At 64.4% G+C, this 13,812-nt stretch carries 14 protein-coding genes and 1 pseudogene; 4 read left to right on the forward strand and 11 right to left on the reverse strand.

The genetic code is table 11. The features are described 5' to 3' along the window. Window positions 1-35: 35 nt before the first annotated feature. The 3 genes from WF331_RS06860 to WF331_RS06870 all read right to left on the reverse strand — a co-directional run bounded on the left by WF331_RS06860 (window position 36) and on the right by WF331_RS06870 (window position 2,232). Window positions 36-1,010, reverse strand: coding sequence for a FecR family protein (locus WF331_RS06860; protein WP_016500434.1), 975 nt, complete (start codon window positions 1,008-1,010; stop codon window positions 36-38). Beyond that, window positions 1,007-1,513 (reverse strand): sigma-70 family RNA polymerase sigma factor, encoded by a 507-nt coding sequence (locus tag WF331_RS06865; protein WP_016500433.1) that lies wholly within the window; start codon window positions 1,511-1,513, stop codon window positions 1,007-1,009. Before WF331_RS06865 ends, WF331_RS06860 begins: the two co-directional genes overlap by 4 nt. A gap of 122 nt (window positions 1,514-1,635) precedes the next feature. After that, a complete protein-coding gene (locus tag WF331_RS06870; RefSeq protein ID WP_340622753.1) occupies window positions 1,636-2,232 on the reverse strand; it encodes an NAD(P)H-dependent oxidoreductase in 597 nt (198 codons plus the stop codon). Window positions 2,233-2,323: 91 nt separating this feature from the next. Here WF331_RS06870 and WF331_RS06875 point away from each other — a divergent pair, with 91 nt between their 5' ends. Continuing rightward, the gene (locus tag WF331_RS06875) at window positions 2,324-2,923 is read left to right on the forward strand and encodes a TetR/AcrR family transcriptional regulator (RefSeq protein WP_284398110.1); all 600 of its coding nucleotides are present in this window, start codon (window positions 2,324-2,326) and stop codon (window positions 2,921-2,923) included. A 119-nt stretch (window positions 2,924-3,042) separates the two neighbouring features. On the opposite strand, the gene WF331_RS06880 is transcribed toward WF331_RS06875, so the two are convergent. Continuing rightward, window positions 3,043-3,948, reverse strand: coding sequence for an AraC family transcriptional regulator (locus tag WF331_RS06880; protein WP_284398107.1), 906 nt, complete (start codon window positions 3,946-3,948; stop codon window positions 3,043-3,045). Between the two features lie 181 nt (window positions 3,949-4,129). Between WF331_RS06880 and calA the strand changes: the two genes are divergently transcribed. Beyond that, window positions 4,130-5,185 carry a vanillin reductase gene (gene calA, locus WF331_RS06885; RefSeq protein ID WP_174370825.1) on the forward strand — a complete coding sequence of 352 codons (1,056 nt, stop codon included), beginning with the start codon at window positions 4,130-4,132 and terminating at the stop codon, window positions 5,183-5,185. A gap of 137 nt (window positions 5,186-5,322) precedes the next feature. Here calA and WF331_RS06890 read toward each other — a convergent pair whose 3' ends face one another. Next, on the reverse strand, window positions 5,323-6,639 hold the full coding sequence (locus tag WF331_RS06890) for a hypothetical protein (protein WP_340622754.1): 1,317 nt from the start codon (window positions 6,637-6,639) through the stop codon (window positions 5,323-5,325). Window positions 6,640-6,844: 205 nt separating this feature from the next. Between WF331_RS06890 and WF331_RS06895 the strand changes: the two genes are divergently transcribed. After that, window positions 6,845-8,044: a sugar transporter gene (locus WF331_RS06895; RefSeq protein WP_041167785.1), complete on the forward strand. Its 1,200-nt coding sequence runs from the start codon at window positions 6,845-6,847 to the stop codon at window positions 8,042-8,044. A 46-nt stretch (window positions 8,045-8,090) separates the two neighbouring features. Here WF331_RS06895 and WF331_RS06900 read toward each other — a convergent pair whose 3' ends face one another. The 3 genes and pseudogenes from WF331_RS06900 to WF331_RS06910 all read right to left on the reverse strand — a co-directional run bounded on the left by WF331_RS06900 (window position 8,091) and on the right by WF331_RS06910 (window position 10,497). After that, window positions 8,091-8,675, reverse strand: coding sequence for a LysE family translocator (locus WF331_RS06900; RefSeq protein ID WP_258656400.1), 585 nt, complete (start codon window positions 8,673-8,675; stop codon window positions 8,091-8,093). Window positions 8,676-8,725: 50 nt separating this feature from the next. Beyond that, window positions 8,726-9,556 carry an AraC family transcriptional regulator gene (locus WF331_RS06905; protein ID WP_016500425.1) on the reverse strand — a complete coding sequence of 277 codons (831 nt, stop codon included), beginning with the start codon at window positions 9,554-9,556 and terminating at the stop codon, window positions 8,726-8,728. A 48-nt stretch (window positions 9,557-9,604) separates the two neighbouring features. Beyond that, window positions 9,605-10,497: pseudogene (locus WF331_RS06910) on the reverse strand (LysR family transcriptional regulator). A gap of 104 nt (window positions 10,498-10,601) precedes the next feature. On the opposite strand from WF331_RS06910, the gene WF331_RS06915 reads away from it, so the two are divergent. Further along, the gene (locus tag WF331_RS06915; protein WP_016500424.1) at window positions 10,602-11,255 is read left to right on the forward strand and encodes an oxygen-insensitive NAD(P)H-dependent nitroreductase NfsB; all 654 of its coding nucleotides are present in this window, start codon (window positions 10,602-10,604) and stop codon (window positions 11,253-11,255) included. Between the two features lie 52 nt (window positions 11,256-11,307). Here the strand turns inward: WF331_RS06915 and WF331_RS06920 are convergent, their stop codons facing one another. The 3 genes from WF331_RS06920 to WF331_RS06930 form a co-directional block, all read right to left on the reverse strand. After that, window positions 11,308-12,243, reverse strand: a complete 936-nt coding sequence (locus tag WF331_RS06920) for a cyclase family protein (protein WP_284362687.1) — start codon at window positions 12,241-12,243, stop codon at window positions 11,308-11,310. Between the two features lie 96 nt (window positions 12,244-12,339). After that, window positions 12,340-12,882, reverse strand: a complete 543-nt coding sequence (locus WF331_RS06925) for a WYL domain-containing protein (protein ID WP_284362685.1) — start codon at window positions 12,880-12,882, stop codon at window positions 12,340-12,342. 117 nt (window positions 12,883-12,999) lie between these two features. Beyond that, window positions 13,000-13,797 (reverse strand): SDR family NAD(P)-dependent oxidoreductase, encoded by a 798-nt coding sequence (locus WF331_RS06930; protein ID WP_059395093.1) that lies wholly within the window; start codon window positions 13,795-13,797, stop codon window positions 13,000-13,002. Window positions 13,798-13,812 lie beyond the last annotated feature (15 nt).

The following is a 13,812-nucleotide window of genomic DNA, read 5'->3' on the forward strand; positions in this document are numbered from 1 at the left end:
GCCACGATTGCGAATGATTTTGATAAATATTTTTATCAAGCGGGTTTCAGGTCGATCAACATCAGCCACGGGCCATAGCGCTCCACGCTGATTGGCAGGGCCTCGGCCAGCGCCTTGAAGGCCTGCTGTGGCTGGTCCAGAGGAAATACGCCCTGCACCCGCAGGTCGCGTGCCGCGGGGGCGAGCCGGATGTAGCCGCGCTGATAGGGGCGCAGCGCGTCGACCACCACATGCAGAGGCTGGTCGAGGACCTCCAGGCGGCCCTCCAGCCATGCAGCGCGTTGCTGTTGCTCGCCTGTCAGCCGCTCGATGGTGTTGTTCCGTAGCAGGGCAGCCTGCCCTTGCTGCAGCTCCGCCCACTGCCCATCGGCGAGACTGGCGCGGACGCTGTGCTGAAGCACCACGACCCGTGTGGCGTCCTGCTCCTGGCTGACCAGAAACCGCGTTCCCAACGCCTGCACTTGCCCTTGCGCGGTGCGCACGCGCAAGGGGCGCAGCGGATCGCGCGCAACCTGGATCAGCAACTCGCCGTGACGCAGCACCAGAAGCCGCTGCCCGGCATCGAACTGCACGTCGACCGCACTGGCACTGTTCAGGCTCAGGCGGCTGCCGTCTGCCAAGGTAAAACTGCGCCGCTCGCCACGGCCCGTGTGCAAATCGGCCAGCCAGCCTTGGGTGGTGTCGCTGCGCCATCCACCCCACAGCGCCGCGCCGAACAGCCCCAGACTGGCCATGGCGCCAAGTACGTCACGCCGTGAGCGAGTAGGCTGCATCAGCAATCGGCGTGCCTCTGCTGCTTGGCCAGGGGCCCGCTGATCCAGGGCGAGCAACGCGGCGAACGGATGGCCAAGGCGTTGCTCCAGGCGGTTCCAGGCCTGTTGGTGAGCGGGGTCTTGCTGCAGCCACAGCCTGACCCGTTGTAGCAGCGCCGGGTCAGGCGTAGCGGCCCTGAGCTCGACCATCCAGTCGATGGCTTGCTCGCTGACCCGGTCCAGGGCAGGTCTGCTCATGCCTGCACCTCGCACAGGTAACATTGGCGCAGCGCCTGTTTCATGTAGCGGCTGACAGAGCGTTCGCTGATCTGCAGCTTTGCCGCGATGTCGGCGTAGTGCATGCCGTCGAGCTGGCTGTAGAGGAAGGTGGCTTTGACGACTGCCGGCAAGCCGTCCAGTGCCTCATCGATGCTCACCAGGGCCTCGATCAGCAGCAGTTGCTCCTCGGCCGATGGTGCGACGGCCTCAGGCAACCGCGCCAGGTGTTCCAGGTAGGCCTGCTCGAGCTGGCGACGGCGATGGCGGTCAAAGATCAGCCGACGGGCGATGACAGTGAGGTAGGCGCGAGGCTGCTGAATGCTGTCTGGGTCGACACGTGCGCCGAGCATCTGGCAGAACGTTTCGGCGGCAGTGTCCTCTGCGTCGGCGTGGTTGCGCAGGCGTTTCTGGATGTGCTGGAGCAACCAGCGATGGTGGTCGCTGAAGAAAAAGCCCAGTTTACGGGTCGATGTGCTGTCCAACGCCTGGCTTCCGGTTGTGAGTGTGAATCGTTCTCAATGGTAGCCGGGTCGTCTGATTTCCTGCAATGGGCCGGTGTACAGAACCGAGGTGCCGCTACTTGAGTAGCGGCACTGCGCACAGTTCAGGCTGCGGCCTGGCAATCTGCAAACAGTTTTTTGCCCAAAGCGAGTGCGTGGTGCAAATGGGCGGCCTGGTCAGCCCCTTCGCTGTCATCCAGCAAGGTGGAGCTGAGTACCTCGGCGCCGCAATAGTCGAAGATGCCGTGCTCGATCTGCACGCGCATCGCCTCGCCATAGCCGTGCCGTTCGAAGGTGCCTGTATCGGCACCCGCGACGCCGATCAGGTGAACCTTCATGCCGCGCAGTTTCTTGATCGTGGTGCCTTCGTCATAGTCGAACGCCCAGCCGTTGCTGAATACCCGCTCGACCCAGCCCTTGAGCAAAGCTGGCAGTGACCACCAGTAGATCGGATAGACCAGCACCAGGGCATCGGCGCGCTCGATGCGAGCCTGCTCGTTGAGTACATCGGCCGGCGGTGCTGCCAGCCGGCGGTGCACGGCATGGTCTGCCAGGCTGAAGCGGGGGTCGAAGCCTTCGCTGGCCAGGTCGGCGATTTCGCTGCTGTGGCCGACGCTGGCCAGGCCGTCGGCAACCTGCCGGGCCAGCGCGTGGGTGAGGGAATGCGGGTCATGGTGACCGACGACGATCAGAGCGTGCATGGTGGCTCTCCATTCAACGATGCAGGGTAGCCTGAAGCGTTATATACTTCAGGTAAGTTACGCTTAGTAAGTTACTTTTGGTAGGTAATCGATGTCAAGCGATGATCAAGCCCGTTCGCGCAAGCGCCTGAGCCGCGACGACCGACGCAGGCAGTTGCTGGATATGGCCTGGCAATTGGTGCGGGAGGAGGGTACCGATGCCTTGAGCCTGGGCCGCCTGGCTGAACAGGCGGGGGTGACCAAGCCGGTGGTCTACGACCATTTCGAGACCCGCAACGGGCTGCTGCTGGCGCTGTACCAGGAATACGATGCGCGTCAGTCGCAGATGCTGGCGCAAGCCTTGGCCAGCTGTGAAGCCAGCCTGGCCAGCCGCGCCCGGGTGATTGCCGAGGCCTACGTGGACTGCGTGATGAGCCAGGGCCGGGAGATACCCGGGGTGTCGGCAGCGCTGGCCGGGTCGCCGGAAATGGAGGCGCTGAAACGGGCGTACGAACAGCCGTTCCTGGACAAGTGCCGCGAAGCCTTGACCGGGTTTTCGCCCAGCGGCAATGTAGGGGCTGCCGGCATGCGCCTGCTGGTGGGGGCAGCGGATGCGCTGTCACAGGCGGCTGCAGCGGGAGAGCTGGAAGCCGGGCAGGCCAAGGCTGAGCTCAAGGCCACCATTATCGCCATGGTCGAACGGCAAACATGAAGCGCATGCGACCATTGTGGGAGCGGGCGCGCCCGCGAACACCGGCATAGCCGGTGCCATCCACCGCGTTGTCTGCTTCGCGGGCGCGCCCGCTCCCACAGTGATCGAGCATGGCTTCGCTACACAGGCAAGCTCTGATAGGGCTGTTCATCCCCCGGGCTGCGCTCGAACTGGCGCTTGTACTCGCGGCTGAACTGCGAGGTGCTCTGGTAACCCACCCGGTGCGCTGCCTGCGCCACCCCCAGGCCTTCGCCGATCAGCATCTGCTGCGCCTTGAGCAGCCGCAAGCGCTTGAGGTACTGCATCGGTGCCATGTCGGTGCAGCGCTTGAAGTGTTCATGGAAGGTCGAAACGCTCATGTTGGCCCGCGCGGCCAGTGCCTCCACACTCAGCGGCTCGGCGTAGTGCTCGCGCAAGTGGGCGAGGGCGGCGCCGATGCGGGCGAAGTGCCCCTGTTGCTCCACCAGTGCTCGCAACACACCGGCCTGCGGGCCGCGCAGCGCGGTATACAGCACCTCGCGTACGCGCGCCGGGCCCAGTACCTTGGCGTCAAGCGGGTCCTGCAGGCAGTGCAGCAGCCGTTCCACACTTTCGCGCATTGGCGCATCCAGTGCTGCGGAGGTCATCGACTGCGGTGTTTGCGCCTGTACTGCAGCGTCCGGCACCAGGCCCATGCTCTGCACCAGTTCACCCAGCACGCCACGGTCGATGTCCACCGCCACGCCCAGCAATGGCGCGTCACGGGTGGCGAAGGTTTCGCACATGAACGGCACCGACAACGCCTGCACCAGGTAATGCCCGGCGCCGTACTCCAGGGTGCGCGGCCCCAGGCGCGCCAGCTTGCTGCCCTGGGCCAGGATCATCAGGCTGGGTTCGTAGATCTGCGGGCTGCTGGCCACATAGTGGTCCCAGCTCAGCACCTGCACCTGGGGCAGGTGCGTGGGCACAAAGCCTGGGCGCGTGGCGAGGCTGCGGATCAGTGCGCAAAGCGGCGCATTGGCGTCGACGTGACGGGTCAGTTGCATGGTGAACCAAGGGCAGAGAATCAGACAGCTTGATCATCGCAGATTGAAGGCGTGGCGCCAGGTGTTGGATGAAACCTTCGGAGAATCAGGCATGCATGCCGGAGAATCAGCCGTGGGCGCGGCGAAGTTGGGCGCGCAGAATGTGCCGACTGAATCGTTTCACTTTACTGCGAGGCCCTTTATGTATACCGCCATCGGTTACGCCGCCCAAACCCCGACCAGCCCGCTGGCCCCCATGACCTTCGAGCGCCGCAGCCCGCGCCCGGATGACGTCGCCATCGAGATCCTGTACTGCGGCGTGTGCCACTCCGACATCCACCAGGCACGCAACGAATGGGGCATTGCCGTGTACCCTCTGATGCCTGGCCACGAGATCATCGGCCGTGTCACCGCAGTGGGCGCCAAGGTCACCGGGCACAAGGTCGGTGATCTGGTTGGCGTCGGCTGCATGGTCGACGCGTGCCGCCATTGTGAAGCCTGCGCCAAGGACCTGGAGCAATATTGCCTGGAAGGCCCCACCATGACCTACGCCACCCCGGACCGGGTCGATGGCAGCAACACCATGGGCGGTTACTCCAGCAGCATCGTGGTCAGCGAGCACTTCGTGCTGCGCATCCCGGCCGGCATGGACCTGCCCAGCGCCGCCCCTATCCTGTGCGCCGGCATCACCACCTATTCGCCGCTCAAGCACCACGGCGTGGGCCCGGGCCACAAGGTCGGCATCCTCGGCATGGGCGGCCTCGGCCACATGGGCATCAAGCTGGCCAAGGCCCTGGGCGCGGAAGTGACCCTGTTCACCCGTTCCCAGGCCAAGGCCGAGGAAGCCCGCCGCCAGGGCGCCGACCATGTGATCGTGTCCACCGATGCCGAGCAGATGCGCGCCGCTGCTGGCCGTTTCGATTTCCTGCTCGACACCATTCCGGTGCAGCACGACCTCAACCCGTACCTGGAAACACTGAAGTTCGATGGTGTGCACATCCTGGTCGGCCTGATCGAACCGATCGACCCGCCAGTGCATGCGGCCAACCTGGTGCTGAAGCGCCGGGTGGTGGCGGGGTCGTTGATCGGTGGCATCGCCGAGACCCAGGAAGTGCTGGACTTCTGCGCCGAGCACGACATCCGTTGCGATATCGAGATGCTGGATATCCGCAATATCAACCAGGCGTATGAGCGGATGATCGCCGGTGATGTCAAGTACCGGTTCGTGATCGACATGGCCACCTTGCAGGCTGATTGATCGGCTGCCTGTACTGGCCTCTTCGCGGGTAAACCCGCTCCCACAGTTGCACCACGGCATTCAGGCTATGTGCGGTCCCGTGGGAGCGGGTTCACCCGCGAAGGGGCCAGTACAGGCTGCAAAAGATCCTGGTTCTGTTACCAGACCATCGCTTTGTCCCACCCCCGCCAGAACAACCACCGCCGCACCTCGCCATGTGCCCCGGTGCCGATCTGCCATTCAGGTCGCCCGCTATCCAGCGCAATCACCGACACCACCCCCGCGTGGCTGGCCGCCACCAGCGTTTGCCCGTCGGCGCTGATATCCATCGCACTGATGGTCGAGCCCAGGTAATGCTGCCAGTGCTCCGTACCGTCCTCGCCAAACGCCCGCAGGTAGCCATAGGCATCACCCACAATGTACTCGCCCTCGCGCGCCACCCCGGCGTATACCCGCGCGCCATCCTGCAGCAGTGGGGTACGTGGGTCCTGGCTGTAGTAGTCGGTCTCCAGCCCCGGCAAATCGGCGACGTTTACGCCCAGCGTGGCGCCGCTGTAGAAATGACAGGCATTGAGGGCCAGATGGTTACCGGTGCGGTTGAACAACGCAAAGTGCGGGTACTCGCTGCCAGGGCCGATGTCCGCCAGCGGCCTGAGTTGCGCGTCCAGCACCAGGTGGCGGCTGCCTTGCTCACCCACCACGATCAGCCGGCCATCCGCCGACACCGCGCCATGCTCCATGCTCAGCCCCAGGCTGATGTCGTCCGGGTCGGTGCCTTCGGCCAGCTCATCGAGCACGCGTGTCTGCTGCGGCAGCAGGCGAGTCGCACCCTGGGTGGACAGCACGAAGATACCTTCGGCACTCACCAGCAGCACACGCTGGCCATCCGGGAAGGGGATCAGCGCGGTCGGGGTGGGCGGCAGGTCGAACGGCTCGAACGGGTAACCTGGCGGCAACCCCTCCAGCCCCGTGGGCCAGGCCAGGCGCTGCACGTGTGGGCCGCCCCAGCCATCGGTCACACGCACGCCTTCGGCGTTGGCCAGGGCGAAGTAGCGACGGGCCGGGCAGCGGCCAAAGTGTTCGATACCGATGACCGGGGTTACCCCTTGGTGTCCGATACGCACCACTTGGCCCTTGTCGTAAGGCATGCCGATGCGTGCCAGCAGGCTGCCATCCTCCAGCAGCAGGACATTGCTGATGCCTTGGCCGTGGTCTTCGAGCAACGGTACCAGGGGGTGGTGCGCAGGCGGCCAGGCCTCGCGGAAGGCTCGACGCTGTTGTTCGTCGGCGCCAGGGTAATTGGCTGCCTGCAGGGCTGCCAGCCAGGCGTCCAGCAGGTGCCCGGTGGCTGGCGCCTGAGGCTCTTCAAGATTGTCCCAGCCTTGCGCACGGCCCTGCGCGACGTAGTCGTTGACGGCCTGGGCATAGGCTGTGACTGCCTGCTGCCACTGCTGCTGGGGGTGCTGCTTGTCCATGAGCGGATCGGGCTCCTTGTTGCACGCGCGTTTCACACAAAGCGCGCATGGTACTCCTTCTGCCTGCCTTGCGGTTGTGAGGCCCCGGGTTGACGCGTACCATGCCGTGCATTCCTATCAATAACAGCGCGTACGTCGGCACCCCTGCAAGCGGGTGGCTGGCGTGCGAACTGTTGCCTTGTCTGCGGAGAAGCGTTTTCCACCCATGAACGGACCCATACCCACCCACATGCCGCCCACGGCGGGCAGCGGCAGTTGGCTGAGCGTCATCGCCCTGGCCCTGGCGGCCTTCATCTTCAACACCACCGAGTTCGTCCCGGTGGCGTTGCTCAGCGACATTGGCCGCAGCTTCGACATGAGCACCGCCCAAGTGGGGCTGATGTTGACCATCTATGCCTGGGTGGTGGCGCTGGCCTCGCTGCCGATGATGCTGCTGACCCGCAACATCGAACGGCGGCGCCTGCTGTTGTTCGTGTTCCTGGTGTTCATCGTCAGCCACTTGCTGTCGTGGCTGTCGCAGAGCTTTGCCATGTTGCTGGTCAGCCGAATCGGCATTGCCCTGTCGCATGCGGTGTTCTGGGCCATTACCGCCTCGCTGGCAGTGCGCGTGGCGCCACCTGGCCAGCAAGCCAAGGCGCTGGGCCTGCTGGCTACCGGCACCACCCTGGCCATGGTTCTGGGCATTCCGCTGGGGCGCGTGGTGGGTGAGGCGCTGGGCTGGCGCGTGACCTTCCTCAGCATTGCCGGGGTCGCGCTGGCCACCATGCTGTGCCTGATGAAGTCGCTGCCGCTGCTGCCCAGCCAGAACTCGGGCTCGTTGCGCAGCCTGCCAATCCTGTTCAAGCGCCCGGCGCTGGTGATTACCTACCTGCTGGTGACGCTGGTGATCACCGCTCAGTTCACCGCCTACAGCTACATCGAACCGTTTGCCCTGCACGTGGCGCAGATTGGCGGTGAGCGCACCACGCTCTTGTTGCTGCTGTTCGGCGGTGCCGGGGTATTCGGTTCGTTGCTGTTCAGCCGCTACAGCGACCGTTTCCCCCATGGCTTTCTGGTGGGCTCGATTGGCTTGCTCGCCGCGTGCCTGTTGCTGATGTTGCCGCTGTCGGGCAACTTCTATGCGTTTGCGGTGCTGAGCATGTTCTGGGGTGTGGCGATCCTCAGCTTCAGCCTGTCGCTGCAGTCCAAGACGTTGAAGCTGGCATCCGATGCCACCGATGTGGCCATGGCGCTGTTCTCGGGTATCTACAACATCGGGATTGGTGGCGGTGCGCTGCTGGGCAGTATCGTCAGCAGCCAGATGGACGTGGCCGATATCGGCCTGGTGGGCGGTAGCGTTGCGGTGGTCGGGCTGGTACTGGCTGTTGCCAGCACGCGGCGCTTCCGGGAGGCGCTGACACACTGACCCAAGGCCGCTCCCCCTGTAGACCTGTGGGGCACCTGCTTGGCGTTCAAGCCAGTACGGCAGCCCAGGCAGAAATCAACAGCACCGCCGCCAACACCTGGTTGAACAGCTGCAACCGGCGCGGTGCCTGCAACCAGCGGGCGCTGCCCACCCCCAGCACTGCCCACGCTGCCATGCACGGCAGGGCTATGAGTAAAAACACCAGTGCCAACTGCCACACCGGCAACGAAGGCGCGGCAAACACCCCGACCACCGCCACGGCCATCAACCACACCTTGGGGTTCACCACCTGCAACGCTGCGGCGCTCAAAGCACTGAACCCTTGCGCCGTGGCCGCTTGCAGCGGTGCGGCGGCACTGCGCAGCATCTTCCACGCCAGCCAGCTTAGCCACAACACTCCCGCCCAACTCATCACCTGTTGGGCCAAGGGGTGACGCAGCAGCAGTTCACCCAGCCCCAGACCCACCATCAACACGATCGCCGCCGCTGCGCCACAGGCCGCAACGATTGGCGCCAGGCTCGCGCGCAAACCCGCGCGCGCGCCATGGGCCAGGATCAACAGGTTAGTCGGCCCCGGGCTGATGCTGGACACCAGGGCGAACAGAATGAAGGGCAACAACGACTGCGACATGGTTCATGGCTCCGGAAATTCGAAGCACCATGCTCGCCGCCCGCAGGCGATCAGTCTGGAAGGTTTGAGCAGCGCCTGCGGTAGTCGGCAGGGGTCAGCCGGTAGGCCCGACGGAACCAGCGCCCCAGGTGGCTCTGGTCGGCGAAGCCCAAGGCCACGGCCACTTCGGCAGGCGTCTGGCCCAGGGCGAGCAGGCGCCGCGCCCGGGCCAGGCGCAGCTGGATCAGGTAGGCATGCGGTGCAATGCCGAATGCGGCCTTGAATGCACGTGTAAGGCGAAAGCGGTCGATGCCGCAGGCCTGGGCAAGGTCTTCCAGGCCGATGTCGTGCTCCAGGTTGGCGTGCAGGAAATCCCGTGCGCGCTGGGCGGTCAGCGGCAGGCGTGGGTCGGGGTTGATGCGTCGGCGCCAGTGCATGTGGCGGGTCAGGCAGGCAAGCAGGTCGTCCATGGCCGTTTGCCGGACGATGCGCAAGTCCTGGTCGTGCACGGACTGGAAGGCGAGGGCGGTGGCCCGGGCGAGGTGTTCGTCGTGGCACAGGGTATCGGCGAAGCTGGGCAGGCTGTCGCCCGGGGCGTGCTCGAACAGCGCCCGCAACTGTTGGTCGAGCCACGCGGGCTCCAGGTACAGCGTGGAATAGGTAAAGCCTTCTTCGGTGGGCGCCAGGCCATCGTGGATGTCGCCAGGTTCGAGCAAGAAAACCTGCCCCGGCGTGCTGCGGTGGCGCACCCGGCGGCAATTGAACTGCTGCACGCCCTGTTCGGTCACGCCGACCAGGAAGCTGTCGTGCCAGTGCGGGTCGTAGGCATGCCCGACAAAATGTGCACGGACCGACTCGATGCCGCTATCGGCGTCTTGCTTGAGGTCGATCCAGTTGCTCATGAACGTGTGCCGTTGGCTTAAATGGCTACCTTAGCGCAACCCTTCGGCTCAGTCTGGAACGATTGTGCAGCCGTTGGTCAGTGCCCGATCACGCAGGGCCTCGAAGCGCTCCCGCAGCCACAGGTGCAATTGCGAAACCGCCGGTGTGAGCTGCTTGCGATGCGGGCATACCAAGGTGACCGGGGTAGGTTCGCCGAGCAGTTCGGGCAGGACGATTTCCAGTTCACCGGCCGCAATGTTGGCGCTGACATCCAGCCACGACTTGTAGACGATGCCTTCGCCTTGTCACTGACCAGCGGCCCGCGCACCTGCACGGTACGGTTGCCCAGCTGCCACTTGTCGTATACCCGGTTGTGCTGCATGTACAGCAGGCAGGCGTGTTGCTGCAGGGCGTCGGGGCTGAGCGGGCGGCCGTGGCGGGCCAGGTAGTCGGGCGATGCTACCAGCACTCTGCGGTTCCAGTCGGCCAATGGCAGAGCGATGTAGTTGGCATCCTGGTTCAGGCCATAGCGGATGGCCACATCCACCGGGTCGCGGTTGAGGTCGGCAATCTGGTCGGACAGGAAGAAGCGCAGTTGCAATGCCGGGTGCTCGCGGCGGAAGGCGCTGAGCCAGGGCAGCAGCATGTTGCGGCCCATGTCGGAAGGTGCCGACACCTGCAGGGTGCCGCGCAGGGTATTAGGGTTGCCATGCAGGTCTTCATGGCCCTGGCGCAGGCTTTCCAGCACATTCAGCGCGGTGGGCAGATAGCGCTCGCCCTCGGCGGTCAGGCGCAGGCTGCGAGTGGTGCGGGCGAACAGGCGCACATCCAGGTCGCGCTCCAGGCGTTTGATTGCTGCGGCCACCTGGCCCGGCAGCAAGCCGGCTTCATGGGCGGCGGCAGTGAAGCTGCCCAGTACGCTGCTGCGGGCAAACAGTTCGAGGTCGGCGATGCGCAGCATTTTCACTCCGATGATGAAAGTGTTGCTGCATTGTGCCGGTTTTTCTTTTCTGCGGGAAAGATAAGATACGCGACAAATCCACTGTTCATTCACGGAGTTGTTGCATGGATACCGTCTCGCTGGCCAAGCGCCGCTACACCACCAAAGCCTACGATGCCTCGCGCCGCATTCCCCAGGCCACTGTCGATGCCCTGCTCGAACAACTGCGCCACAGCCCGTCCTCGGTCAACTCCCAGCCGTGGCACTTCATTGTCGCCGATACTGCCGAAGGCAAAGCCCGCCTGGCAAAAAGCACGACTGAGGGTTACGCCTACAACACGCCGAAGCTGCTCGATGCCTCGCACGTGATCGTGTTCTGCACCCGCACCGAAATGACCGAAGCGCACCTGAATGCGGTGCTCGATCAAGAGGCCGCCGATGGCCGTTTCCGTGACGAACAGGCGCGTGCCGGGCAGAACCAGAGCCGCCGTCACTACGTGAACCTGCATCGCTACGACCATAAGGATGTGCAGCACTGGATGGAAAAGCAGACCTACCTGGCCTTGGGCACGGCATTGCTGGGGGCTGCGGCACATGGCCTGGATGCAACACCCATCGAGGGCTTTGACAGCAAGATCCTCGATGCCGAGCTGGGCTTGCGTGAGCGTGGCTTTACCAGCGTGGTGATCCTCAGCCTGGGTTATCGCAGTGAATCGGACTTCAACGCCGGGCTGAACAAGTCACGGTTGCCGGCTTCGCAAGTGTTCACTTTCCTCTGAGATTGCCGGGGCCGCAAGCGGCCCCCATTTCGAAAGCCAGCCAGTCCGGCGATCAGTGAATGGCCACCGGGTTGATGTTCACCTGGGTCGAGCCCTTGTACAGCGGCTGCCCCAGCACGAACAGGAACTCGAACGCCTTGTCTTGCACCAGCGCACGCGTGTCGATCAGTTCCAGGTTGTAGATACCCCGTTTGGCCAGCATGAACTGGTTGACCGGGAACTCTTCGCCGCTCGGGTTCGGGTACACCTCGGAGGCCCAGGTATCGCCACCAAAGGCGACGATGCCCTGGTCCGCCAGCCATTCGGCCGCCGGCAGGTCGATCCCTGGCTCGGTGGCAAGGAATTGCTGGTTTTCCTTGCCGATCAGCTCCAGCCAACCGGTATTGAACAGCACCACATCACCCTTGCGCAGGGTAATGCCTTGTTTCTTCAGCACGGCCTTGATGTCAGCGACGGTAAACGCAGTGCCGCCCGGGACGATGGCCTTGCCATAGTAGGCCGTCATGTCCAGCACCACACCACGGGTGACCATTGGCGGTACTTTCTCCACGCCCAGCCTTGTCACGCCTTCGACGGTGACGAAGTCGGCCGCCTTGTTGCCGTTGTAGTAGACGTTGTCGATGCCGATATGGCCGATGCCGTTGAGCTGGGTGCCGACGCCGGTCCAGCCGTTGACCAGTTCATCGTTGAAGCTGAACTTGTTGCGGCCCAGGGTCTGGCCCGCCTGTTCGCCGGGCTGGATGTTGTAAAGGTGGAAGCTGCGGTGGCGGAATGCCGGCAAGTCCTTGCTCACGGGCACGGCCAGGGGGTAGGTCTTGCCGGTCTTGACCAGGCCGACAGCCTGCTTGACCACCTCTGGGGTGAGCAGGTTGGCGGCGCCGATTTCATCCTGTTTGCCGTAGGGCGAGGTCTGCCAGTCGGCTGCCAAAGTGGCCTGGGCAGTGGTCGCCAGGGCGACGGCCAGTAGCAAGGGCTTGAAGCATGTCATCGAGTACTCCTGAAAAATGCGTTGTCAGGAGCGAATTCTGCGCAGGGCAGGCTTGGGGAAAAAGCGGCCCGTGGGACAATGACTTTTGCCTGCCGGTCAATAACTACCCTCGTGCAGCGCCAGGCTCTGGCGCAACTGTTCGAGCATGGCCACGCGCAGTGCCTGCGGGGCCTGGATGCGGATAGAACCTGCTTGGGACAGCAGCCAGCCCATCAGCGCCCGGTTGTCGTCAACAGTGGCCACCAGCGTGGCGCCGCCGCTCGCTTGCGGCGTCAGTTGCATGTCTGCTGACAGGGGTGATTGCTGCAGGCACAAGGCCAGCGCGTCATCGACCCAGGCATGCAGTTCAACCTGGGCCGGGGGCGTAAGCACGTCGGGTTGCAGCTGCTGCGCTTCGCTCAGGCTCAGGCCGGGTTGCCAGTACCAACCATAAGGCATGCCTTTACTGTTGCACTGCAACGGGAACAACGCGGCGAGCTCGACCAGGTCGCGTTCGACGGTGCGTTTGCTGGTGGTATGGCCCACGGTTGTCAGGGCGGCCTGCAACTGGGTAGAGCTCATCCCGGGGTGGCGGCCGGGCAGCAACTTGAGCAGCTGCCACTGGCGGGCAATGGTGTGGCGGGTAGGGTGGCTGGGCAAAGGCTTCGTCCTTGAAGGCAGGCGTCAAACCTGCCTGGATAGTGGCGTATAGCTATTGCTCAGCATACCCTCTCATAGAATGGGATCCAAGTTCTCCCCGAATGCCTCCAGTTGAATTCAGATAGCGAGGCTGTCGACCACGCCGCCGTCGACCCGCAGGGCCGCGCCGGTGGTGGCGGAGGAATAAGGGGAGGCGAGGTATACCACCAGGTGGGCAACCTCATCGACATCGGCGACGCGCTGGATGATCGAGCTTGGCCGCGCGGTGCGTACGAAGTTGTCCGCCTCTTCACGAATGCTGCGCCCGGAAGCCTTGGCTGCATCGGCCACCATCGCGGTCACGCCATCGGTCAGGGTCGGGCCCGGCAGCACTGCGTTCACGGTAACCCCGGTGCCGGCCAGACGCTTGGCCAGGCCATGGGAGACGGCCAGGTTGGCGGCCTTGGTCACGCCGTAGTTGATCATGTCGGCAGGGATGGCGACACCCGATTCCGAGGAAATGAACAGGATCCGCCCCCAGCCGTTCTCGACCATGCCCGGGGCATAGTGGCGTGCCAGGCGCACACCGCTGAGCACATTGGTGTCGTAGAAGCGCGCCCATTCGCTGTCGTCCACCTCGAAGAAGTCGACGTCGTCGTAGATGCCCAGGTTGTTGACCAGGATGTCGGCCCGTGGGTGGGCTGTGAACAGGGTTTCGGCACCGGCGGCGGTACCCAGGTCGGCGACCACGCCGTGCACCTGGCCACGGCCACCTTGCTTGCGCACTTCGGCGAGGGCGGCGTCCAGCGACTTCTGGCTGCGGCCGGCAATGACCACGTCGGCATTGGCGCGGGCCAGGCCACGGGCGATGGCCAGACCAATACCGCCGGTCGAGCCGCTGATGATGGCGGTGCGTCCGCCGAGGTCGATGTTCATGGGATGGCTCCTGTA

The sequence above is a fragment of the Pseudomonas sp. YNh genome, assembly GCF_037993085.1.
Classification (GTDB): domain Bacteria; phylum Pseudomonadota; class Gammaproteobacteria; order Pseudomonadales; family Pseudomonadaceae; genus Aquipseudomonas; species Aquipseudomonas putida.